Source organism: Amycolatopsis sp. M39, assembly GCF_001651785.1.
Taxonomy (GTDB): domain Bacteria; phylum Actinomycetota; class Actinomycetes; order Mycobacteriales; family Pseudonocardiaceae; genus Amycolatopsis; species Amycolatopsis rubida.
Map to the genome: position 1 here is coordinate 311,415 of NZ_LWSF01000001.1, position 21,346 is coordinate 332,760.

Here is a 21,346-nt window from a genome sequence, read left to right on the forward strand (position 1 = left end):
GCCCGGCTTTGCCGCGTCCGGCGGTGGGTTCGCTAGGGTGGGTGGGCCCCCGTAGCCCAATCGGCAGAGGCAGTCGACTTAAAATCGACCCAGTGCGGGTTCGAACCCCGTCGGGGGCACAGACAGCATCCTCACCAGCCCGCTCTGGTTGTGAGCTGCGGCTTTCCGCGACTGTTCGGATTTCCCGACGTCGCCGCAAGAGCGGTGGTGCCCGATGAACTCATCGGTTTCGAACGGTTGGTCGCAGCGCAGTCTGTTGCTGTTCAGGGCTACATGCAGACGGTCCCAGGACCAACCAGCGGGTTTCCAGCGGGATGCTGGTGCTTGAGGGCAGTTTCCAGGTCGGCAAGGCTGGAGATGGCGTCTAATGGCAGCCAAGGGGAGCAGCTTTGCGTACGAGGATCAGGCTGATTCTGCCGCCGTTGTCTGGCGCGTCTGCCTGATCATGGGCACGGGTGCCGGCCTGACGTTTTTGTTCGGCTTCGGCAACGTGCTCAGCCTGGCGCTCCGACCCGGTGTACCCCCCCATGGGTTGCACCGCTGGTGGCTCCTGCCGTCGATCTTTCGATCCTCGGCCTGCTACTTGCCACGCGTCACCTCGCGCTCAGCGGCGCGCCTTCGGGTGTGCTCCGGCCTGTCCGTCGCCTGCTGATCTTCGCGAGCGTGGTCATCCTTGCGCTGAACGTGGCGGAGCCTCTCCTGCCAGCCCAGTTCGGAAAGGCGGCGTTCGACGCGGTGGGGCCACTGCTGCTGGTCGGCTGGTCGGAGGTAGGTCCTGGCCTGTTGCAAGCAATCAGCGCCACGCGGTGCCCGCGACTCACGCATCAGGTCGGTCTGTACAGGCCGGTTGGCGGCGCGGGTCGGGATGAGGGTGCGGCGGAGGCGAGACCTCGATTCTACAAGGATGTGCGGAACAGGGACGCCGACCAGACTGCCGTCAGCCGCCCAGCGGATGTGCTCCTGGCGCAGGCGAGACGGGCAGACTCGGATCATCGTTCAGCGCGCCAGAAGCCGATATCTGCTGACACGTTGCGTGTCCGTCAAAACGGGGCAGCCCGACCTGTCCAGCTTCGCCCGGAGAACGGACGCTAACACGGACACGACTGCGAGCGTGGTCATTCTGTCGTCTTCGCGATTGTCGGCGGCGTCGAGCCAGGCGAGCATCGTCATGCCAACTTTCGTGCGATGCTCGGCCATCTGAGCGACTGAGAGCCATCCTTGACGCAGCACGGTCATGACGTCGTGTTCCGGATCATGCTCTGCCAGCAGCACGGGTACTACTGACTCTGCGTCGACCTGCATCAGCGCGAGGAACGCTTTCGCGCCGGCTTCTGGCGCTTCGCCGTCTATCCATCGTCGTACTCGCTGCAGAGTGGCTGCAGCCAGACCAGGTTGGGCGGCTATGAACTTCACCGAGCGCAATGCGACCGTCGGGTCGATGTCCTTCGAGAGGACACCGCGCAGGCGTGTCAAACGCGACCTCCGGTTTCACGATCGCGAGCTGTCGACCGCAGACCTCGGCCACTACCTGACGCAGTTCTGGCGTGACTTTTACCTGGGTCGCCCATCCGTCAGCTTGCCCCGTACCGCTCTCCCGACGCTTCTGTCGAGCACCGTGCGATCCAGCATCTCCACAGCGAGGCGTTGCTGAGTGGCTGTTCCTTGTCCCCACCGTTCCACAACTCGGAGAGAAGTATCGGGCGCTTGTCGGACGGCCAGAGCTACCAGCTGGGAAGCGATACGGCTCAAGCGCGTAGGCGATGCTTTTTCCGAGATTGCGATGACCCAGTCCTGGAAGACCGGACGCAGTTGGGGTCGTTCGACCCAGACGTGCTCCAGCGCCGCAGTGTCGAGGCCGGGTCGTGTCTCGGTGATGGACAATGTATTCCCAATGCGGACAGCGTTGAGCGCTTTTAGACGACAGCTGAGATCCGGTCCGCTAGCGGGCTTGTCGGGGCAGTTCTGCCGTCATGAGCTCAATAAGAGGTGGTATGCCCAGGTGCTGAAGGCGGTCGGCGCATCCGTAGCGGTCAGTGAGGCGGCGCTCGATGATCTCCTTGGCCGTCGGTGGTACGAGGACTACGGTGATGGCGCTCGCGGGGACGCGGCAGGCGTCCCATTCGCCAGGCGTGGCCAGAATGATCAGGAATACGTCCTCGTCGACCAGGCGGTCGGTGCGATCGAGCAGATCCTGCGCGAAGTCGAGGATCGGTTTTGCGCTTCCGGCTCGCGCCAATTCGAGTACGTACCCGTTCCCGGCATCGAGGGGCAAATGCTCGATATCGTAACGCGAGTTGGTGTCACCAATTGATGACGGGCAATTTTCCGCGTGTGGTGCCTCGTGAGTTTCGGGTGCAGTTGCCGTCTGATGTGCCGCCGGGTCGGTATGCTGCGGTAGTGCAGGCTGTTGTCGGTGTGCTTGCTGCCGCGGACGTGCTTTCGGGAGCGTCGGTCGTCGTGGACGATCTGGCTCGGGATGAGGATTTGAACGACGTGTTCGACCAGTTCAGCGCTCTGTATCCGTGGAGCCAGTGCTGAGCGCGGAAGAGGGCGATCGTCGCGGGTGTTTGCGGCAGGATCGTCGGCTGTCCTGGTAGTCGGACCGGCATGCGTCTACGGGGACTGCCGTGAATCGACGGCGTCAGGCGAGTCCGTTGAGGGTGAGGTTGAGCGCGTCGACGAGGTTGGTGCGGTTGCCGCTGCATACGGTGGCTTCCAGCCCGCCGTACGGAGTGTCGCTGGTGAAGGCGAGCACGCGGCCGGTGCGGGTGAGGTCGTAGACGGTCAGCGCCGTGCTGTGGACCCGGTCGGCGCCGTGTCCGACCGCGGCGTGGAGCTTGTGCACGGCGGTGCGTTCGGCCCGAAGGATGTGGCGCAGGTCGTCGGCGTGGCCGGACATTTCCGATAGCGGGTCGGCGTCGGTGTCTTCGAGGTAGGTCGTGGGGATTCGCAGGGTTGTCATCCGGGCGGGTGGGTGTTCCGGCAGGGCTTCGACCAGTGCGGTGGCGAGGTTGCGGGGCGGGACCGGGTCGAGCTGGATCGACTGGTGGTCGGTGATCAGCCGGACGGCGTCGCGTCCGGCCGTGGCGACGAAGAACGCGCCGTCGTCGTGCGGGCGGTGGGTGAACGCGGCCCAGGAGTAGCACTCGCGGGCGGGTGCGGCGAGCAGTTCCAGGGTGGCCCGGAATTGCGGGGTCAACCGTCGGTCCGGGGTGGCGAGTCCGAGGGCGGCGAACCGGTCCATCGCTCGCCGCTCTCGCTCGGCGGCGAATTCCGCGGTCAGGTAGGCGTGTTCGGGGGTCACCACGACGGGGAGGCTGGTCAGGCCGGTGTAGTTCCAGGCGGCGAAGAACGCCGGTCGCGGCATCCGGACCGGTCGGTCGATGATCGTCATCGGCGCGGGTCAGCCTCCGATGGTGGGCGGGGTCGGCGGCAGGCCGGTGCGCGGGTCGCGCAGCCGGCCGTCCTCGTCGTCGGTGAGGTCGAACGCGGAATCGTCGTCCAGCCCGTACTTGCGCTGGTGTTCCTTGTCTTCCTCGCCTTTTCCGCCCTTGCCGCCGCCGGCCATGCCACCCATTCCCGGTGTTCCCTTGGCACCGGCCGCGCCTCGGGCCGCGGCCGAGTTCGCGCCGCCGCGGGACATCGGCTCTTCCGCGGCACCGGAACCCGCGCCCGGCCCTGCGGGCCGGCCGCCCGTGGTCCCGCCAGGGCTGCCCGGGCCGGTCCCGGGCAGCCCGCCGGTGGGTCCGAAGTCCGCGACGAATCCCGGCGACGGGTTGCCGCCGTTAGTGCCTGCGCCGGTGTTCGGCAGCGGGAGAGGTGCCCAGCCCGGGCTGTTGGGGCGCTCGTATGCCGGTGGTGTCCATCCGGCCGTGGTCGTCCCGTCGCCGGGTCCGCCTCCAGGCTGGTAGTGCGGCAGCCCCGCTGGGTGCCTGGCCGACGGGTAGTACTGCACCGGAGCCGTCGACGGCGGTGGAGGGGGAGCGAACGACTGCGCCGGCCCGCTGGTGCCGGGAGCTGCCACGGGCGGCTGGTGGCCGCTGCTGCGCTGGTGAGGATTGTCCGGGCCCGCCCTGTGGTCGACCGGTTCCTTGGGCTGTGAGCTGATGTCGACGGTGCCGTCGCCGAAGTCCTGCAGTTGCCCGTAGTCGATTTTCAAGCCTTGGCCTGCGGACTTCGCGGTGTCCGCATACGTGTTGTACTTGTCGAGATTCTGTTGCGCGATCTCGTTGTACTGGTTGATTTTCGCTTCGGTGTCGGTGGTCCGCCAGAACTGCGCCTCGTCCAGGAACGTCCGGTGCGGCGGAGTCTCGGGCATCGGCCGCAGCGACGTTTTCAGCTGGTCGAACCCGTGCGCCAGGCCGCTGGCGTTCTGCGAGTTCGCGGTGAAGGTCTGTGACGCGGCCTGCGACACGTCCGCCAGCGGCTTGATCCGCGCCTGCGCGGCGTCCGCGCCGCCGCCGGTCCAGGATGATTCCATGCCCGACATCAGCTGCTGCACGCGACCGCTGACCTGCGCGTGCTGCTCGGCCAATTCCGCGGCCTGATCGGCACCGCCGTGCCAGTCCGGCGCGCCCTTGCTCGCCATGATCTGCTCGACCAGCTCGGATTGGGGCACGGCCTGCTCGCCGAGGTTGCCCTCGAACAGATCGCCGAACCATCCGCCGACATCGCCGGCCCGGTCTCCGACCCACTCGACGGCGCCTTCGACGGCGTGCCCGACGGCTTTCGCCGCGTCGCCCAGGACATCGAAGATCGACATCACGAACCCGCTCTGTGCTTCAGATTCGTCATCACCCGCTGGGCGGCGACGTTCGCCACGTAGCAGGGGTCGACGGTTCCTTTTTTCGCAGAGCTGAGGCCGATGGAGACGTCCACGGTCCGCTGGTCGTTGATCCCGATGGTGACCTGGCAGAACTCGTCGGGGGAGTCGCTGCTCTGCGTCACGTGCGCGACCGACGGGAACCCGAGCACCTCGGATTCCTTCCACACCACCGACTTCGGCTTGGTGTTCGCGTACCACGAGCTGAGCCCGTCGTCGCTTTTGGTGTCGTAGGCGACGTCGACGTAGGAACCCTTGACGCTGTTGATCCACGTACAGCTCGGGCCCAGGCTGGACTTGGTGTCGGGCGAGCCCTGCGGGGCCTGGCCGATGATCTCGTTCAACTGCGCCGCGGTGAGGCCGCCGTCGCAAGGCGAACCGTCCAGGATCGTCGACGGCAACGGGTTCGCCACCTTGGGCGCGCCGCTGTGCGGCAAGGCCGCCGACGCGGAGGTGCTCGCGGGTGCGCCTGCGGACGTCGGGAGACCGGAACCGGAATTGCCGGGAGAACTGCAGCCGGCCGCGACCGCGGCAAGCACGACCAGCCCAGCCGACTGCACGAGCATGCGCGAAGCCATCAGGCGAGCCCTCCGCCCGAGTTCGCGGCGTTCTGCACCGCTCCCGCCGCGTCGTCGTCGCCGCTCTGGGTGATGTGCAGGGCTTTCTCCAGCCGCTCGATCAGTGTCGAGACGTAGTCGCGTTCGCGCTGAATGTGGCCCAGGCCGTGGCCGAACGCGCTGGCATCCGTGCCTGATCCGGAAAGAAGCGCGTTGTAGCCCTTGCTGGCAGGGTCCTCGGCAGGCGGGCTCAGATGCGTGAGACGTTCTGCCTTGGGGATCATCTTCGCCAGATCGTCGCGGATGCCGCGCGCCAGGTTCAGCATGCTCATCGCCTCATCATGGCTGAGGCTGAACCCCTGCCCGCCCGAACCCGGACCACCGCCCGCAGCAGCCCCGCCTCCGCCACCCGGCGGGTCCCCGATGTTGAACATCAGGCCGTCAAGCCAGCTGCCTGCTTTCGACGCAGGTTGACCCACGATGCGCCCCCTCAAGCGACACGTCACCACCACGGTGGGGCAGCCCGCGCAAGATCACCCCAGCCATGACTGTAATCGATCAGTAACGCCAGGGTGTGAAAACCGGCTACTTCGCCGCTGGCCAGCGGATCTCTGTAGCGGCAAAGAACACAGCGCCCTTCTTAATTGTCGTCGCGCGCACCGGGGAGTAGTCCAGAAACGGCCGACGACAAGCGCGCCGTCCGACGCGTTCCAGCTGCCCCCGGGGGGCAGAAAGTCGTTGCGCCCCGTCTCCCGGGATTCCGTCCTCATCGCTGGGGCTGGCGGAGGCGCGAGCGTTCCCAGTCGCATTGGCTCCCATTCTCGCGGATGGCTCTGTGGCCGGACAACACACCGCCGCCTGCAGCGCAACACGCTCCGCGTACGAGACCTCGCGCATGCTCTCGCCAGCTGTCAAACGGGTCGGGACGCGCCACCGCCCAAACCTTCCCGTCCGTAGGGCGAGCGTATAGTCCCGCCGCTGCTCGGTTCCGGCGACAGAGACGAAGGTCAGGTGACAGGCAGCGCGGTCACCCATGGGCTGACGCACTCGCAGTGACGGGACACCTCTTGCCCGGTATCGAACATGAGTTCTACTTTGGTGAGAGTCGGCGAGTGGGGAAGCACCCGCCCGGCTCTGTTTTGAGGAGCACGCACTCGTGAGGATGCTGTACGAGCCTCGTCGGCGGCACCGTTATCGCCGAGGTGCCTCGACGTCCCTCTGGGGATGGGCATCGGAGTAGTCGCTGAGTGACCTTCTCCGTAAAAGCCGCGGCACAGCCTGGCTTGGCAATACGCCTGCTGACCTGCGCCACCGCGAGACCGGCACCGTTCCGGTCAACGGTATTCGTTGCGGTGAAGACGCGGCTTGCCGGCACTGTTTGACAAAAGCGGGTGGTGTCCTGCTCTTCTGACTTGGGAAAACCGGCGGTGGGTTCGGCTCACGCCTGGTCAGGTTTGGGACCGCCGCGGCCCGGTCTCCGCTCGTAAAGTGGTGTATTTGCCGGTGCCGAAGTGCGGGCCACGGCGTGGCTGCCAGGTTGGTTGGTGAAGGACCTTGGGCGTGGGGTTGAAGCCGTAACCTGCGGCGAGCTGGCCGGCCAGAGCCTGGGCGCGGGGCCAGTCGCTGTCGGGCAGGTTGCCGGGCGAGTCCCAGTGGGGGGCAGGGCGCAGCTCGCGACCGTCGGCGTCGAGACCGGGGTAGTCGTTGCCGCAGGTTTCTCCGCTGAGTTCGCCTCCTTGTTCCCAAGTGCGGCCGAATTCGGCGGTGAGCCGCTCACGGGGTAGGTAGCTGCCTGATCGATGTCGGGGCGTTTCTGCCCGCCGCCGGCCATGGCGAGCGCGAGGGCCAGTGCCGCGAGGCGGGCGGCTGGTATTCCAGGAGGGTGCGGTTAGGGGGTGGCGACAACGGCGGCGATGTTGTGCCGGGCCGCAGGTGCCCCTCCACGCTGGAGTGCCCGGAGCGGTGGGTCGTCCGCCGGGAATGAGCGGTCGGTGGACATGCGGTGGACGGCGGGCATCTGGGCCGGGTCCGAACCCGCCGGAGGTGGTGACCGGATCGCTGCTCGTTCTTGAGCACGTAAAACGGTGGACCCGGCGAAAGAACGGTGCCCGCTTCGCAGCGCCGCCGGGGCCATGGCGCAGGTCGATTCCATGAACAAGATCCAAGGCCCACCAGTCCAGTGCCTCCCACAAGAGACTCTCGTCGGTCAGCCAGCGGCCGGCCCATCGGTCGACAGCGTCGCGGGTCATTCGTCCCGCGAGAAGCGCGACGAAATGCACCCCTTGCAGTTGCGCATCGAAACCTGTGAGGTGACAGATTGCACGCCATACCCGCAGTTCTCGTTCGGCGGCAGTACAACATTGCCCGGGTTCACACCCGCGCAGAACGGTGCGATCGGGAACCGGGTCAAGGACCGTGCCGCAGGCGGGTTGAGCAGCGGCAGATCCAGGGCCGGGTGGACGAGATCGCGGCGACGGTTCCTGAATCGCAGCGGCCTCACTGCACGGGGTTGTGGGGGACGAGGGCTGGCGTGGCTTGGAGGTGCGATCTCGGTGGTGAGTCTGCTGTGCCGGACCTTGGTGCGGGTCGGAGCCAGGGGGCGCTGGGGAGGAGGCCCGCGCAAGTGCTGATCTTCCCCTGTTCCAAAGCAAGAATCGTCTGCGCCCGCCACCGTGCTGGAAATGCTTCTTGGCGCGTACTGGAATCCGGCAGGAGGGCGCGGCGGTTCTCTCCGTGCGATCAGGGAATGAGTGCGCCGTGAGCACCGGCCGGGACCGCGGGATTCCGCGGCGGCACCGGGTCGACGCGTTCGTACGGTGCGCCCAGCGGGGGACGCCGGTCCTCTTCGCCGTGGTTGGGCCAGAGGGCCATCGCGCGTTCGGCTTGCGCGGTGATCGTCAGGGACGGGTTGACGCCCAGGTTCGCCGAGATCGCCGAGCCGTCGACGACGTGCAGGCCGGGGTGGCCGTGGACGCGGTGGTAGGGGTCCAGGACACCATTGGCCGGATCGTCGGAAATGGCGCAGCCGCCGATAAAGTGGGCGGTCATCGGGATGTTCAGGATCTCGCCGGTGGTGCCGCCGGCGATGCCGTCGATTTTCTCCGCGACGCGGCGGGCGGCGTCGTTTCCGGCGGGGATCCAGGTGGGGTTCGGTTCGCCGTGGCCGGGGGAGGACGTCAGTTTGCGGCGTCCGGTTCGGGTGCGTTTGCTCGAAACCGTGATGGAATTGTCGAGGGTTTGCATCACCAGCAGGATGATGGTGCGTTCGGACCAGCGGCGCGGCGAGAACCAGGTGAGGTTGCGCGGGTTCCTGGCGAATGCGCCGAGCCAGCTCAGCCAGCGCGGGACGGGCTTGCCGCCGTCGGTGAGCGCGGTTTGCAGCAGCGACATCGCATTGCTGCCCTTGCCGTAGCGGCACGGTTCGAGGTGCGTGTGCGCGTCCGGGTGGATGGACGAGGTGATCGCGACGCCGTGGGTGAAGTCGACGTCCTTGCGTTTCGATTTCGCGCCGAGGATGGATTCCGAGTTCGTCCGGGTCAATCGGCCTAGGCTGGCGGAAATCCGGGGCAGTGCGCCGGTTTCGCGGGCTTGGTGGAGCAGTTTTTGCGTGTTGTAGGTGCCTGCGCTGAAGATGACGTCGCGAGCGAAAAAGGTGCGCAGGTTTTTGCGGCGGCGAGGCGACTTTCCAGTGCGGACCGCGGTGACGAGGTAGCCGTTGTCCGCTGGGCGCACGTCGAGCACTGTGGTCATCGGGATGACGTTCGCGCCGCGTTGTTCGGCCAGGTAGAGGTAATTGCGGTCCAGCGTGTTTTTGGCGCCGACGCGGCAGCCGGTCATGCAGGATCCGCATTCGGTGCAGGTTCGGCGGGCTGGTCCGGCACCGCCGAAGAACGGGTCTGGCACGACGGTTCCGGCGGGAGTGTCCTGGTCGCCGAAGAAAACACCGACGGGGGTGAGCCGGAAGGAGGAGCCGACGCCCAGGTCTTCGGCGACCTCGTGCAGCACCTCGTCAGCTTTGGTGACAGTGGGGTTCTGGGTGACGCCGAGCATCCGGTGGGCCTGGTCGTAGTGCGGTTTCAGTTCGGTTTGCCAGTCGGTGACGTGCGCCCACTGCGGGTCTTCGAAAAACGGCGCGGGCGGTTCGTAGAGGGTGTTGGCGTAGTTGAGGGAACCGCCGCCCACGCCCGCGCCGCCGAGGATGACGACGTCGCGGAGCAGGTGGATGCGCTGGATTCCGTAGCAGCCAAGCCGTGGTGCCCACAGGAAATTCCGGACGTCCCAAGAGGTTTTGGGCAGTGTGTCCTCGGTACGACGGGGTCCGGCTTCCAGCACGGTGACGCGGTAGCCCTTTTCGGACAGCCGGAGTGCGCTCACGGAACCGCCGAAACCGGAGCCGATCACGAGGACGTCGGTCTCTTCGCGGGTGGTGGTGTCGTTCATCGTTGTCCTCGCAGGCGTCAGCGCGCGGTGGCGAGCTTGAGTGCGTCCTGCCAGGCGGCGTGACGCGTGATCTGGTTGCGGTACTTCATGATCCGTCCCGACTGGTTCAGTGCCAGCGCGCCGGCCAGCCGGTCGCCCGCGCGGTAGAGGGCGAGCCAGGATTCGTCGCCGGGGCAGCCGAGCAGGGTGACGTCGTCGGTCACGACGCCGACCATCTGGATCTGGTTGCCGTACCAGTCGGACCAGAAGTACGGCACTGTCGAGAATGGACTCGCGACCGGACCGACCGCGTTGCGCGCCGCGGCTTCGGCCTGCGCGGTGGCGGAGGTCCAGTTTTCCAGTCGCATCGTGGCATCGAACAGCGGGTTGTGCCAGCGTGCCGCGTCTCCGGCGGCGTCGATGCCTGGTGCGGCACAGAGCACACCGTCTTCCAGCGTGAGGCCGCTGTCGGCGAGCCAGTCGAGGGCTGGGCGCGCGCCGATGCCGACGATCACGAGGTCGGCATCGAGGACGCTGCCATCGGACAACCTGACTTTGGTTGAATCAACAGACTGAACTGTTGTGCCACAACGGAGGTCGACATCATTACGGCGATGAAGGCCTGCGAGTGCGGAAGCCATTTCCGCGCCGATGAAGCCGCCGCCGATGATGATGGCTCGCTCGGCCGTGGGGAGGCGGTCGCGGATCGCTCGGGCGTCGTCCAGGGTGCGGAGGGTGTGTCCGCCGAACGGTAAGGATACGGGGGCGGAGCCGGTGGCGATGATCAGCGACGAAAGAGCGCCAGTGTCGGTCAGCGTAGGCGGCGCGTAGTCCGGATCGGCCAGGAACGCCTTCGACAGCGGCGGCCGGTCATAGGGCAGATGCGGCTCGGCACCGACGAGCGTGACCGGGCCGTCGTATCCGGTCCGGCGCGCGGCGGTGGCGGCGCGCAGTCCGGCCAGCGCCGCGCCGACGACTACCAGTCCTGCCTCGCGCATGTCCTCGCCCTCCGGGATCTGGGGACGCCGCCGGACAGAGAGGATGGACACCGCCCGGCGACGTTCCCCGAAGTCTTCTCGCCGAGGTCGGGCGCGGGCATCGGTCTGCGGACCGGGAGGTCGGGACCCGACTGGTCCTGCGGCACAAATCAGTCGACCGGCCGGAGCACCGCCGGACCGAGCAGCCGGCACGCCAGCAGCGCGACCTCGACGTCGATCCGTCCCTCCGACAGCGGACGGCCGCGTTCCTGCTCGGCCTTGCGGAGCCGGTACTGGATGGTGTTCTTGTGCAGGTGGAGCTCCTGCGCGGCGACCATCAGGCTGCTCCCGCTGGACAGGTACGCCCAGACCGTCTCGCGCATCCGGTGGTGCCCCTCGTCGTCGTCGGCCAGCGCGCCGAGCACCGACTGGACCCAGCCCGCGACCGCCGACGGATCCGCCGCGACCAGCGCCAACGGTCCGAGCTGCGCCGCCGCGGTGACCGGCCGCGGTTGCGTCCGCTCGGTCATCTGCGCCACGGCCTCGGCCTGCCGGGCCTGCTGGTGGGTGGTGCGGAACCCGGCGAGGCCGCTCGCCGGGTCGCCCAACGCGACGCGCACCGGATCGGGTGAGCCGGCGAGCGCGGCGGACACCGCGTCGAGATCGAGCGTCGAGGCTGGGAACCAGGCCCACACGGTCGAGGCGTCCGGGGCCACGACCAGCGGAGTGGTGCCGAGCGCGTTCGCGAGCAGCGCCGCGTGCCGTTCCAGGGTGGTCAGCCGAGCGCTTTCGTCCAGTTCAGGGCCGCACCACAGCACCGCGCCGACGTGCCGTTCCGACAGCGCGTAGCCGAGGGTTTTCTCGACGTCGGCGGTGTCGACGGGCTTGCCGGACAGCGCGGCCTGCACCTTCGCGAGCCGGGCCGCGTTGCGGTGGCGCAGCCAGGTGTCGCGTTCCAGCTGGTAGGCCTCGACGACCTCTTCGGAGATCTTGTCGATGTAGGTGAAGGCGACCTGCGACAGCTCGGTGGCGGCGACCGCGACGTCCGCGGCCTCCACCTGCTCGGCGGCGATTCGCGCGATCATCTCCTGCTGGAAGGCCGCCTGGCCGAGGCGATACGCGCGCAGCATCGCGGTGATCGGCACCCGCCGCTGGGCCAGCCGTCGCGCGAACTCCAGCGCGACCGGCGGTGCCCCGACGTCCACCGGCTCGGTCGCGCCGCCCAGCACGCCCAGCGCGGCGACCAGGTTCTCCCGGACTGTGCTGTCCAGCAGTTCCGCGGCCTGCGCGTCGGGTGCGAGCGCGGGCAGTTCGGCGGAGATCTCCTCCACGATCCGCGCGCAGAGCAGCGCGAGCTCGGCCAGGACCGAGTCCGCGACCTTGGCCAGCGTGGCGGCAGTCGTCGACGTCACAGGCAGCACCGTACGCCCGGTTCGTGCCCGAGACCCAACGCAGCCGAGCGTTTCGGTTTCGCGCACAGTGTCCCGCCGCCCGCGAATTCCTACCTTCAGGAAAACGACAGACCGCGTGGAGGCCGCTATGAAGAAGTACCGCCTCGCCGGAGCGACCGGCGAGACCGCCTGGCACGACCGGAAGCGGCACCTGTGGCTGCTCGGGCTGGTCGTGCCGCTGCTGCCCTTCGCCGCGATCGGGCTGCACGCCGCGACCGGATCCGACGCCGTGCTGTGGCTCGGACCGCTCGTCGTGCTCGTCCTCGTGCCGCTGATCGACCTCGTCGCGGGCTACGACCACACCAATCCGCCGGACGAGGTGATGGAGGCGCTGGAGGAGGACCGCTACTACCGCTGGATCACCTACCTGTTCCTGCCGCTGCAATACGCCGGTTTCGTGGCGGGCGCGTGGATGCTCGCCCGCGGCGATCTGTCCGTCGGCGGCAAAATCGGCCTCGCGATCACACTGGGCACGGTCGCGGGCATCGGGATCAACACCGCGCACGAACTCGGCCACAAACGGGAAAGCACCGAGCGCTGGGCCGCGAAAATCGCGCTGGCGCAGTGTTTCTACGGCCATTTCTACATCGAGCACAATCGCGGGCACCACGTCCGCGTCGCGACTCCGGAGGACCCGGCATCGAGCCGGTTGGGCGAGAGCTTCTACCGGTTCTGGCCGCGCACGGTCTTCGGTTCGCTGCGCAGCGCCTGGGGCGTCGAGCGGAAACGCTATGCCCGCAAGCAGAGTCACCCGTTCCACCTCGGCAATGACGTGCTCAACGCGTGGCTGATGAGCGTGGTGCTGTGGGGTGTGCTGATCGCCTGGCTGGGCGTCGGGATCCTGCCGTATCTGGTGATTCAGGCGGTGTTCGGGTTCTCGCTGCTGGAAATCGTGAATTACATGGAGCACTACGGGATGCTGCGCAAGCAGGTCACCAATGGTGCCAAGATCCGGTACGAGCGGGTTACTCCGGCGCATTCCTGGAACTCCAACAATGTCGCGACGAATGTGCTGCTGTACCACCTGCAACGGCACAGCGATCACCACGCGAACCCGACGCGCCGGTTCCAGACCTTGCGTGACTTCAAGGAAAGCCCGGTTCTGCCGACCGGCTACACCGGGATGATGGTCGTCGCGCTGGTCCCGGCGTGGTTCCGCAAGGTGATGGATCCGCGGGTCTACCGGCATTTCGACGGCGACCTCCGGCAGGCGAACGTGCTGCCGGGCAAACTCCCGTCGCTGTTGAAGAAGTACCCGGTCGTCGTCGCTGCCGCAGACGAACCCGCCGAGGACACCCGGACGAAACTAGCCGACGACGTGGACGCGGCGCGCTGCCCTGGCTGCGGTTACGTCTACCGCGTCGCGGAGGGCAACGAACTGGAGGGCTTCGCCGCCGGGACCGCGTGGTCGGAGATCCCGGACGACTGGACGTGCCCCGATTGCGGTGTGCGCGACAAGGTCGACTTCGTGCCCGTGGTGCGGGAGGCGGCGTGCTGAAGATCGTCGCGGAGCACGGCAAATGCGAGGGCCTCGGGATGTGCGAGGCGATGGCCGACCAGTTCTTCGAGGTCGGGGACGACGGAGTGGTGCAGGTCCTCGACGAGACTCCGCCCGAGGCGGATCGGCAGTTCGTCGACGCGGCGGTGCGCGCGTGCCCGGTCGCGGCGTTGCGGCTGCAGGATTGAGGCCAGGTGGAGACGGAGCTGCTGGGGCGGGCGCGGTCTGGCGACCAGGCCGCGTTCGCCGTCATCTACCAGGAACACGCGCCGCCGGTCTTTCGCTACCTGCGGATGCGGGTGCCGACGGCGACGGTCGCCGAAGACCTGACGAGCGAGGCGTTCCTGCGCGCGTGGCGGAAACTGCCGGACTTCCGCCCGGACGTCGGCTCGTTCACCGGCTGGCTGTACACGATCGCCGACAACCTGCTGCGCGACCACCGCAAGTCGGCCCGCTACCGGCGTGAACTCCTCGACGGGAAAGACCACGACGGTCCGGACATCCGCGGCGGAGCCGACCGGCTCGCACTGGCCCGCATCGAGGCGGCGGCGCTGCGGCGGTGCCTGACCGGCCTCAGCGAACCGCAGCGCGAGTGCCTGCGGCTCCGGTTTTTCGCCGGGCTGTCCGTCGCCGAGGTCGCCGAAACGATGAACAAGAACCCCAACAGCATCCGGGCGCTGCAGCACCGTGCGGTGCGCACGCTCGCGACGCTGCTGGCCGAGACCGAGAAGGCGTGAGCTGGGATGCACGGATTCCTGGAGATTTTCAAGATCATGGGACCATTGCTGGTGCTGATGCTGTGCCCGATCTGGCTTCCGCTGCTGGGAATGCTGATCGGGAAGCTTTCGGACGTCTTTTCCGGCGGTGGCAAGCGGGTCGAGCCCGCGCATCGGATGGTGCGCGCGGAACCGGCCGAGGCGGGGAGCCGCGTTTCGCGGTGAGGTATAGCCGGGCAAGCATGTCTCGGGCGGCAAAGAGCATTGGTCAGGCATTCCGGACTTTCTTAGCCTGACTGCGGGTCGAAGGTGCCGGACCCGCTCAAAGGAGAGCCGCGATGACCGAATGCCAGCCTGTCACTGCCCAGCCGCCGTCCGGTCCGGTCACCGGCGTTCACAGCGACGACGGCCTGCTGCGGTTCCGTGGCGTGCGATACGGCGCCGCCGAGCGGTTCCAGCCGCCGCGACCGGCCACGCCGCGTTCCGAGGCGGTGCTGCCCGGGCCGATCTGCCCGCAGCTCGGTTCGCGCCTGGAAGCCGCGATGGGGCCGCCGCGGAATGAACCGCCCCAGTCCGAGGACTGCCTCAACCTTGCCGTCGTGACGCCCGCGCTGACCGGCGCACGCCCGGTGCTGGTGTGGCTGCACGGCGGCGGTTTCCTGAGCGGAGGCGGCACACTTGCCTGGTACGACGGCGGACGGCTCGCCGCGGACGGCGACGTGGTTGTCGTGTCGGTCAACTACCGGCTGGGGGCGTTCGGTTACCTGGTCTGCGACGGCGTCAGCGAGGGCAATCTCGGCCTGGCGGACCAGGTGCTCGCGCTCGAATGGGTGCGGGACAACATCGCGGCCTTCGGCGGCGACCCGGGCAACGTCACCGTCTTCGGGCAGTCGGCGGGCGCGCTTTCGACGCTCGCCTTGGTGTCCAAGCCGGACAGTCGTCCGCTCATCCGGCGGGCGATCGTCCAGAGTTCTCCGGACCCTGGGATTATCCAGAAACGTGATGCGGCCCTTGAACTCGGCCGGTATTTCGTCGACGCGGCCGGCGGAGATCCGGCCACCGCTTCGGTGGACCAGCTGCTGGCCGCGCAGTTGCGCACTCTCCGATGGCACGCCGCGAAGGACCCGACGTCGACCCGGCCGCCTTTCGGGATCGTCGATCTGGATGTGCGACTGACCGATCCGTTGCCGGACTTGATGATCGGATACACCACACGGGAGTGCGCGGCGTTCGCGATCGGGCTGCCGGACGACGGGATCCGGCAAGCGATCGTTGACCAGACCGAGCCGCTTTTCGGTCGCCCGGCGCGTGAGCTGGCACAGCAGTACGGCGCGTACTCCTACGAGTTCGACTGGGCTCCGGAACACGGCGGCCACGGCGCGATCCACTGTCTCGAACTGCCGTTCCTGTTAGGCACCCGGGAATCCTGGCGCGGGAGCCCGATGCTGGGCGAAACAAGCTGGGCTGACGTCGAACGCCTTGGTGCCCAGATGCGCTTGTGGTGGACCGGATTCGCCCGCTCGGGCTCGCCGGGCTGGGGCGGCGACAGCGTCCGGATCGGGAATCCTTCTCACGCACTGGAGAACACGCCATGAGTAAACCCGGAATCCACTGGCCAGTTGTCCTGCTCTGCTTCCTCGCTGTCCTGCTGGACGGCTTCGACACTGCCGCACTGTCGTTCACGATCCCGACACTGTCGCAGGAATGGGGTTCCGCTCCCGCCGCCTTCACTCTGCCGTTGGTGCTGACCAACATCGGGGTTGTCCTGGGGTATCTGGCCGCGGGTTACATCGGTGCCCGCATGAAGGCTCGGTCGGTGGTGCTCACGGGTGTCCTGATCTTCGCGGGCGCGACCGTGCTGACCGCCGCGATCCTGCACCTGAAGTCCATGCCGGTCTTCGCCACGACCCGCCTGATCACCGGGCTGGGCCTCGGACTGGTGCTGCCTGCCGGGGTCGCGCTGGCGACGAAACACAGCGCGGAGGGTCGTCGGGAGCTGGTTTCCGTGGCCGTGACCCTCGGGCTTGCTTCCGGGAGCAGCCTCGGCGGGTTCTTCGGCGGGAAGCTGCTGCACGGCGTCGGGTCCGCCGGGGTTTTCTACGTCGCTGGGCTGGCTCCGTTGGCGCTGGCCGCGGTCATGGCCGTGGTGCTGCCCACGCGCGAGCCCTCGGTGGAGAGCAACGCGAAGCAGGAGGCCAAGGTGAGCAGGCTGTTCGGTCCGGGGTTGCGCCTGCCGACGTCGCTCATCTGGGCGTTCTCGTTCCTCATCTTCATCACCGCGTACGTGCTGATCTCCTGGGTGCCGACGCTGCTCACCGGATACGGTTTCGCTGCGGGTACGGCTCCGCTGGGACTCGCGTTCCTCACCCTCGGCGGGATCGCGGGCGGCCTGGTGCTCATCCCGCTGGCCGCGCGGATCGGAATCGCCCGGGCGCTGATCCTGATGCCCGCCATCGGGGCCGTGTGCATGGTCCTCGTCGCGACCGTGCCGGTCGGCGAGACCCTGCTGTTCGTGCTGCTGGCCGGTGCCGGTTTCGGGGTCACGGCCGGGCAGATCGGCCAGTTGACCCTCGCGGTCTCGATCTATCCCGCACACACTCGCACCACCGGCGTCGGCTGGGCCGCGGCGCTGGGGCGGATCGGGTCGATCGTCGGGCCGGGTGTCGCGGGTCTCTTGCTCGCGCTGGCGTTGTCGGCACAGACGATCGTCCTGGCGACCGCCGTTCCGGTGCTGGTCGCCATCGCTTGCGCGGTGGGGTTGAGCCGGGTGCGGCCGAAGGCGAGGAGGGAGCGCGATGGCGCACTGGTTCGATCTCGGTGACGTCGCGGTCGTTCCCCTCATCGAGGACGACCGGCTGCTGATCGAGCCCGGGGAGTTCTTCCCCGGACTCGAACCGGACCTGGCCGGCTGGTACGCCCAGGAACCGTGGTTCGACCGGGCGGCGGGGAAACTCGTCTTCGTCATCCAGTCGTTCCTCGTCTGTTCGGCGGACGAGGTGCTGGTGGTCGACGCGTGCGTCGGGGCCGGGAAGGACCGGCGGCGCGCGGAGTTCGACCAGCTGCCGGACCGGTGGATGCAGCAGTTCCTCGCGACCGGGCTGCGGGAGGTTGACGCTGTCGTGTTCACGCACCTGCACACCGATCACGTTGGTGCCGTGACTGTGCAGCGGGAACCGGTCTTCCCGGAGGTCCCGCACTTCGTGGTCGAGGAGGAGTTCCGGTACTGGTCGAGTGCGGCCGGCGGGGCGGCGATGCGCCGGACTGGCGACTACCTGGCCGACAGCGTCCTGCCGATCGAGCAGGCTGGACAGCTGAGCTTCGTTGCTCCGGACGCGGTGGTGGGCAAGCACGCGGAACTTGTTCCGGCAGCCGGGCATACGCCAGGGAACGTGTGCGTGCGGGTCCGCGGCAGCGCCGGGAGCGTGCTGCTCGCCGGGGACACGATGCACCACGGGGTGCAGCTCCGGCATCCGGAGCTGAGCACGAGGTACTGCGTCGCACCGGAGCAGGCGGCGGAGGTGCGGAGCCGCATTCTTGCGGAGGCGGGCGACTCCGTCTTGCTGCCGACGCATTTCCCCGCGCCCTCGGCGGGCCGGGTGCGGCGCGGCCGGACCGGGTACGGCTTCGAGTTCGCCAGCGACCTGCTCCGGACCGGGCCGTTTCGGTACGGGGAGTGGCTGGCGTAGCGCTGGGGGTCGTGAGTGTTCCTACCGGTTCTCACCGGCATGAACACTCACGACACCGCATCGACCCGGCGGCGGAGCAGGCAGAACACGTTCCCCTCCGGGTCCGCGAGCACCTGCCACGACTCCTCCCCGGTCTGCCCGACGTCGGCGGGCCGCGCCCCGGCCGCGAGCAGGCGTTCCAGTTCGGCGTCCTGGTCCCGGTCGGTCGGGTTCACGTCCAGGTGCAGCGGCAGTTTCGCCGGTTTCGGGTCGGTGCCGCGGCTGAGGATCAACGTCGGCTGCGGGCCGCCGAAACCGGCTTCGGGCGGGCCGATTTCGAGGTCGTCGCCGTCCCAGCCTAGTTCGACGTAGCCGAGGACTTCGCACCAGAAATCACCCATCCGTTGCGGGTCGGCGCAGTCGAGGACGAGTTCGGTGATCCGGCAGGCCATGGGCGCGAGCTTAGGGCCGTCGCGCACCCCGGGCCCAGTGAATTCCGGTTTGTGCGCGCGGATAGATCTGCCGCCCCGGATTCGTCCGCGCGCACGAACGTACTGCCCGGGAAACCTCCTAGGGTCGCCAGCAGCGAGGCGAGGAGGCAAGCATGCGGACACTGCTGCGTGGCGGTCGCGTCATCGACCCGGCTACGGGCTTCGACGGCACAGCTGACGTGCTGGTATCCGACGGCGAGGTGATCGCGGTCGGACCGGGACTGCCGAGTGCGGACGACCAGGTCGAGATCGACGTCGCCGGGTACATCGTCGGACCGGGGTTCATCGATCTGCACAGCCACGTGCACACGATCGCGGGACAGCGGCTGCAAGCCATGGACGGCGTCACCACGGCGCTCGACCTGGAGGCCGGGCTGATGCCGGTCGAACGGGCCTACGCCGAGGCCGCCGCGGCGGGGCGTCCGCTGCACTACGGCTTCTCGGCCTCGTGGGGTTCCGCGCGGGCGAAGGTGCTCGCGGGCATCGAACCGGACGCGAACATCAACACCGGGCTCTCCGTGCTCGGCAATCCGGCCTGGCAGCGGTCGTCGTCGAAGACCGAGCTGGCCGCCTGGCTGTCCCTGGTGGAGGGTGAGCTGGCGGCGGGCGCGCTCGGCGTCGGGGTGCTGCTCGGGTACGCGCCGGCCAGCGATCCGGCCGAGTTCCTGGCCTTGGCGAAGCTGGCGAAACAGGCCGAAGCACCGACGTACACGCACGTCCGCGAGCTGGTCGAGGTCGACCCGGGCACGCCAGCCGACGGGTCGGAGGAGATCGCGATCGTCGCGGCCGAGACTGGTGCGGCGATGCACCACTGCCACGTCAACAGCACTTCCGGACGGCACATCGACCGCGTGCTCGGCGCGCTGGAGTCAGGCCGCTCCGCGGGGTCGCGGGTGACGGTCGAGGCCTATCCCTACGGCGCGGGCAGCACCGCGGTCGGCGCGGCTTTCATCTCGCCGGAGCGGCTGAAGATGAAGGGCCTCAACCCGTCGCGGGTGATCCTGCTGGAGACCGGCGAGCGGATCGCGGACGAGGGCCGGTTGCTGCAGGTTCGCGCCGAGACGCCGGGTGCGCCGTGCATTCTGGAGTTTCTCGACGAGGAGGACCCGGTCGACCGCGCTTTGCTGCACCAAGCGCTGGCTTTCCCGGACTCGATCGTCGCGAGCGACGCCATGCCTGTGTACTGGCAGAACGGGGCCAACGAATCCACCGAGTGGCCGCTGCCGCCCGGTGGCGCGACGCATCCGCGCACGGCGGGGACGTTCTCGAAGTCGCTGCGGCTGATGGTGCGCGAGGCCGGGGTTTGGACCTGGCTGGAGGCGTTCCGGCGCTGCTCCTACCTCCCGGCACGGGTACTCGACGAGGTCGCGCCCGGTGCGCGGAGCAAGGGCCGGTTGAACGTCGGCGCCGACGCGGACATCGTCATCCTCGATCCGGCCACGATCACCGACGCCGCAACGTATTTCGACCCGACCCGGCCCGCGGTCGGCGTCCGGCACCTGTTCGTCGCGGGCACTGCGGTGGTGCGCGACGGGCAGTTGCTCACCGACGCCTTCCCCGGCCAGCCGCTGCGAGGTGAGCCGCGATGACCGAGTTCAATGTGGACGCTTTGCTCGCCGACATCGAAACTTTGGTGCGTTGCGAATCCCCATCGGCCGACCTTGCCGCGGTGGCGCACAGCGCGGACGTGCTGACCGGTGTCGGCAAGGCGTTGCTTGGCGTGGAGCCGGAACGGATTGTCCTGGATGGACGGACACATCTGCGCTGGCGGTTCGGTGACAGTCCGCCGCGGGTATTGCTGCTTGGTCATCATGACACGGTCTGGCCGATGGGATCGCTGGAGACGCATCCGTTTTCCTTGCAGGAAGGTGTCTTGCGCGGTCCGGGCTGCTTCGACATGAAGACCGGCGTCGTGATGGCACTGCATGTCGCGGCTTCGCTGGCTGACCGAAGTGGACTGTCCATTTTGGTCACTGGGGACGAGGAACTGGGTTCGCCGTCGTCGCGCGGGCTGATCGAGGAAGAGGCGCGGGGCTGCGCGGCGGCGTTCGTGCTGGAGGCTTCGGCGGACGGCGGCGCGATCAAAACCCGGCGCAAAGGCGTTTCCCACTACCGGATCGAGGTGACCGGACGCGCCTCGCACGCCGGGCTCGAACCGGAAAAGGGGATCAACGCCGGGGTCGAGATCGCGTACCAGGTGCTCGCGGTCGCCGCGCTCGCCAGTCCGGAGCGCGGGACCAGTGTCGTGCCGACGGTGCTTTCGGCTGGTACCACGGTGAATACCGTGCCTGCCGCAGCCGCGGTTGAGGTCGACGTGCGCGTGTGGGACGAGGAAGAACAGCTTCGCGTCGACCGCGAGGTACGCGCGTTGCAACCGGTGCTGGAAGACGCACAGGTCCGGGTCACCGGCGGGATCAACCGGCCGCCGCTGGACGCGGTTTCCTCGGCCGCGTTGTTCGGGCTGGCGAAGGAATTGGCCGCGGAACTGGGATTGCCGGAATTGACCGAGGCCGCCGTCGGCGGGGCTTCGGACGGCAACTACACCGCGGGCCTGGGCGTACCGACGCTCGACGGTCTCGGTGCGGTCGGCGGCGGCGCGCACGCCGATCACGAACATGTCCTGGTCGAGGAATTGCCGCGGCGGACGGCGTTGCTGGCCGCGCTGGTGGAGAACGTGCTGACCAAGGGAAGTCCGTCGATTCCGACGAATCCGGACGGCGATTCTGGTCGAGCACGACGGTGACTCTCCG

General features: G+C 68.2%; 21 protein-coding genes and 1 tRNA gene. 12 read left to right on the plus strand and 10 right to left on the minus strand.

Annotated features, from left to right (window positions below; genetic code table 11):
* Nucleotides 1-45 precede the first annotated feature (45 nt).
* Nucleotides 46-119, plus strand: a tRNA-Leu gene (locus A4R44_RS01585).
* Nucleotides 120-996: 877 nt separating this feature from the next.
* On the opposite strand, the gene A4R44_RS47710 is transcribed toward A4R44_RS01585, so the two are convergent.
* Nucleotides 997-1,473, minus strand: coding sequence for a hypothetical protein (locus tag A4R44_RS47710; RefSeq protein ID WP_157904806.1), 477 nt, complete (start codon nt 1,471-1,473; stop codon nt 997-999).
* Between the two features lie 526 nt (nt 1,474-1,999).
* Between A4R44_RS47710 and A4R44_RS01605 the strand changes: the two genes are divergently transcribed.
* Both A4R44_RS01605 and A4R44_RS47715 read left to right on the plus strand, forming a co-directional pair.
* The gene (locus A4R44_RS01605; protein ID WP_067575675.1) at nt 2,000-2,311 is read left to right on the plus strand and encodes a hypothetical protein; all 312 of its coding nucleotides are present in this window, start codon (nt 2,000-2,002) and stop codon (nt 2,309-2,311) included.
* 86 nt (nt 2,312-2,397) lie between these two features.
* Complete coding sequence (locus A4R44_RS47715) at nt 2,398-2,538, plus strand: hypothetical protein (RefSeq protein WP_157904807.1); 141 nt, start codon at nt 2,398-2,400, stop codon at nt 2,536-2,538.
* 103 nt (nt 2,539-2,641) lie between these two features.
* Here the strand turns inward: A4R44_RS47715 and A4R44_RS01610 are convergent, their stop codons facing one another.
* The 8 genes from A4R44_RS01610 to A4R44_RS01645 form a co-directional block, all read right to left on the minus strand.
* A complete protein-coding gene (locus tag A4R44_RS01610) occupies nt 2,642-3,394 on the minus strand; it encodes an ESX secretion-associated protein EspG (RefSeq protein WP_067575676.1) in 753 nt (250 codons plus the stop codon).
* 9 nt (nt 3,395-3,403) lie between these two features.
* Nucleotides 3,404-4,762, minus strand: a complete 1,359-nt coding sequence (locus A4R44_RS01615; RefSeq protein WP_067575678.1) for a hypothetical protein — start codon at nt 4,760-4,762, stop codon at nt 3,404-3,406.
* Complete coding sequence (locus tag A4R44_RS01620) at nt 4,762-5,400, minus strand: DUF3558 domain-containing protein (RefSeq protein WP_095213144.1); 639 nt, start codon at nt 5,398-5,400, stop codon at nt 4,762-4,764. The genes A4R44_RS01615 and A4R44_RS01620 overlap by 1 nt, the downstream gene beginning before the upstream one ends.
* On the minus strand, nt 5,400-5,711 hold the full coding sequence (locus tag A4R44_RS01625) for a hypothetical protein (RefSeq protein WP_067575680.1): 312 nt from the start codon (nt 5,709-5,711) through the stop codon (nt 5,400-5,402). The genes A4R44_RS01620 and A4R44_RS01625 overlap by 1 nt, the downstream gene beginning before the upstream one ends.
* Nucleotides 5,712-6,827: 1,116 nt before the next feature.
* Nucleotides 6,828-7,628, minus strand: coding sequence for an LppA family lipoprotein (locus A4R44_RS52140; protein WP_369805817.1), 801 nt, complete (start codon nt 7,626-7,628; stop codon nt 6,828-6,830).
* 490 nt (nt 7,629-8,118) lie between these two features.
* Entirely contained in the window at nt 8,119-9,819 is a 1,701-nt protein-coding gene (locus tag A4R44_RS01635; RefSeq protein ID WP_067575688.1) for a GMC oxidoreductase, read from the minus strand.
* Nucleotides 9,820-9,836: 17 nt separating this feature from the next.
* Nucleotides 9,837-10,796 carry an FAD-dependent oxidoreductase gene (locus tag A4R44_RS01640; RefSeq protein ID WP_067575690.1) on the minus strand — a complete coding sequence of 320 codons (960 nt, stop codon included), beginning with the start codon at nt 10,794-10,796 and terminating at the stop codon, nt 9,837-9,839.
* A 149-nt stretch (nt 10,797-10,945) separates the two neighbouring features.
* Nucleotides 10,946-12,187, minus strand: coding sequence for a CdaR family transcriptional regulator (locus A4R44_RS01645; RefSeq protein WP_232791460.1), 1,242 nt, complete (start codon nt 12,185-12,187; stop codon nt 10,946-10,948).
* 127 nt (nt 12,188-12,314) lie between these two features.
* Here A4R44_RS01645 and A4R44_RS01650 point away from each other — a divergent pair, with 127 nt between their 5' ends.
* The 7 genes from A4R44_RS01650 (at nt 12,315) to A4R44_RS01680 (ending at nt 18,126) form a co-directional block, all read left to right on the plus strand.
* Nucleotides 12,315-13,724, plus strand: a complete 1,410-nt coding sequence (locus tag A4R44_RS01650; RefSeq protein ID WP_067575694.1) for a fatty acid desaturase — start codon at nt 12,315-12,317, stop codon at nt 13,722-13,724.
* Entirely contained in the window at nt 13,718-13,912 is a 195-nt protein-coding gene (locus A4R44_RS01655; protein ID WP_067575696.1) for a ferredoxin, read from the plus strand. Before A4R44_RS01650 ends, A4R44_RS01655 begins: the two co-directional genes overlap by 7 nt.
* Nucleotides 13,913-13,918: 6 nt before the next feature.
* Nucleotides 13,919-14,461, plus strand: a complete 543-nt coding sequence (locus A4R44_RS01660) for an RNA polymerase sigma factor (protein ID WP_067575698.1) — start codon at nt 13,919-13,921, stop codon at nt 14,459-14,461.
* Between the two features lie 6 nt (nt 14,462-14,467).
* Nucleotides 14,468-14,665 (plus strand): hypothetical protein, encoded by a 198-nt coding sequence (locus A4R44_RS01665; RefSeq protein ID WP_067575700.1) that lies wholly within the window; start codon nt 14,468-14,470, stop codon nt 14,663-14,665.
* A gap of 113 nt (nt 14,666-14,778) precedes the next feature.
* Nucleotides 14,779-16,035 (plus strand): carboxylesterase family protein, encoded by a 1,257-nt coding sequence (locus A4R44_RS01670; protein WP_093573361.1) that lies wholly within the window; start codon nt 14,779-14,781, stop codon nt 16,033-16,035.
* The gene (locus A4R44_RS01675; protein ID WP_067575702.1) at nt 16,032-17,261 is read left to right on the plus strand and encodes an MFS transporter; all 1,230 of its coding nucleotides are present in this window, start codon (nt 16,032-16,034) and stop codon (nt 17,259-17,261) included. The genes A4R44_RS01670 and A4R44_RS01675 overlap by 4 nt, the downstream gene beginning before the upstream one ends.
* Nucleotides 17,236-18,126, plus strand: coding sequence for an MBL fold metallo-hydrolase (locus tag A4R44_RS01680; protein ID WP_067575703.1), 891 nt, complete (start codon nt 17,236-17,238; stop codon nt 18,124-18,126). Before A4R44_RS01675 ends, A4R44_RS01680 begins: the two co-directional genes overlap by 26 nt.
* A gap of 47 nt (nt 18,127-18,173) precedes the next feature.
* On the opposite strand, the gene A4R44_RS01685 is transcribed toward A4R44_RS01680, so the two are convergent.
* A complete protein-coding gene (locus tag A4R44_RS01685) occupies nt 18,174-18,557 on the minus strand; it encodes a VOC family protein (RefSeq protein ID WP_067575704.1) in 384 nt (127 codons plus the stop codon).
* 152 nt (nt 18,558-18,709) lie between these two features.
* Here A4R44_RS01685 and A4R44_RS01690 point away from each other — a divergent pair, with 152 nt between their 5' ends.
* Complete coding sequence (locus A4R44_RS01690; RefSeq protein WP_067575705.1) at nt 18,710-20,185, plus strand: amidohydrolase family protein; 1,476 nt, start codon at nt 18,710-18,712, stop codon at nt 20,183-20,185.
* Entirely contained in the window at nt 20,182-21,339 is a 1,158-nt protein-coding gene (locus A4R44_RS01695) for a M20 family metallopeptidase (protein WP_202505838.1), read from the plus strand. Before A4R44_RS01690 ends, A4R44_RS01695 begins: the two co-directional genes overlap by 4 nt.
* Nucleotides 21,340-21,346: the final 7 nt, after the last annotated feature.

Coding starts and splice junctions, on each gene's coding strand:
- A4R44_RS01695 (WP_202505838.1), top strand. CDS start 20,182: ATGACCGAGTTCAATGTGGACGCTTTGCTCGCCGACATCGAAACTTTG.
- A4R44_RS01615 (WP_067575678.1), bottom strand. CDS start 4,762: ATGTCGATCTTCGATGTCCTGGGCGACGCGGCGAAAGCCGTCGGGCAC.
- A4R44_RS01635 (WP_067575688.1), bottom strand. CDS start 9,819: ATGAACGACACCACCACCCGCGAAGAGACCGACGTCCTCGTGATCGGC.
- A4R44_RS52140 (WP_369805817.1), bottom strand. CDS start 7,628: ATGACCCGCGACGCTGTCGACCGATGGGCCGGCCGCTGGCTGACCGAC.
- A4R44_RS01640 (WP_067575690.1), bottom strand. CDS start 10,796: ATGCGCGAGGCAGGACTGGTAGTCGTCGGCGCGGCGCTGGCCGGACTG.
- A4R44_RS01650 (WP_067575694.1), top strand. CDS start 12,315: ATGAAGAAGTACCGCCTCGCCGGAGCGACCGGCGAGACCGCCTGGCAC.
- A4R44_RS01670 (WP_093573361.1), top strand. CDS start 14,779: ATGACCGAATGCCAGCCTGTCACTGCCCAGCCGCCGTCCGGTCCGGTC.
- A4R44_RS01610 (WP_067575676.1), bottom strand. CDS start 3,394: ATGACGATCATCGACCGACCGGTCCGGATGCCGCGACCGGCGTTCTTC.
- A4R44_RS01625 (WP_067575680.1), bottom strand. CDS start 5,711: ATGAGCATGCTGAACCTGGCGCGCGGCATCCGCGACGATCTGGCGAAG.
- A4R44_RS01690 (WP_067575705.1), top strand. CDS start 18,710: ATGCGGACACTGCTGCGTGGCGGTCGCGTCATCGACCCGGCTACGGGC.
- A4R44_RS01675 (WP_067575702.1), top strand. CDS start 16,032: ATGAGTAAACCCGGAATCCACTGGCCAGTTGTCCTGCTCTGCTTCCTC.
- A4R44_RS01665 (WP_067575700.1), top strand. CDS start 14,468: ATGCACGGATTCCTGGAGATTTTCAAGATCATGGGACCATTGCTGGTG.
- A4R44_RS01620 (WP_095213144.1), bottom strand. CDS start 5,400: ATGGCTTCGCGCATGCTCGTGCAGTCGGCTGGGCTGGTCGTGCTTGCC.
- A4R44_RS01685 (WP_067575704.1), bottom strand. CDS start 18,557: ATGGCCTGCCGGATCACCGAACTCGTCCTCGACTGCGCCGACCCGCAA.
- A4R44_RS01680 (WP_067575703.1), top strand. CDS start 17,236: ATGGCGCACTGGTTCGATCTCGGTGACGTCGCGGTCGTTCCCCTCATC.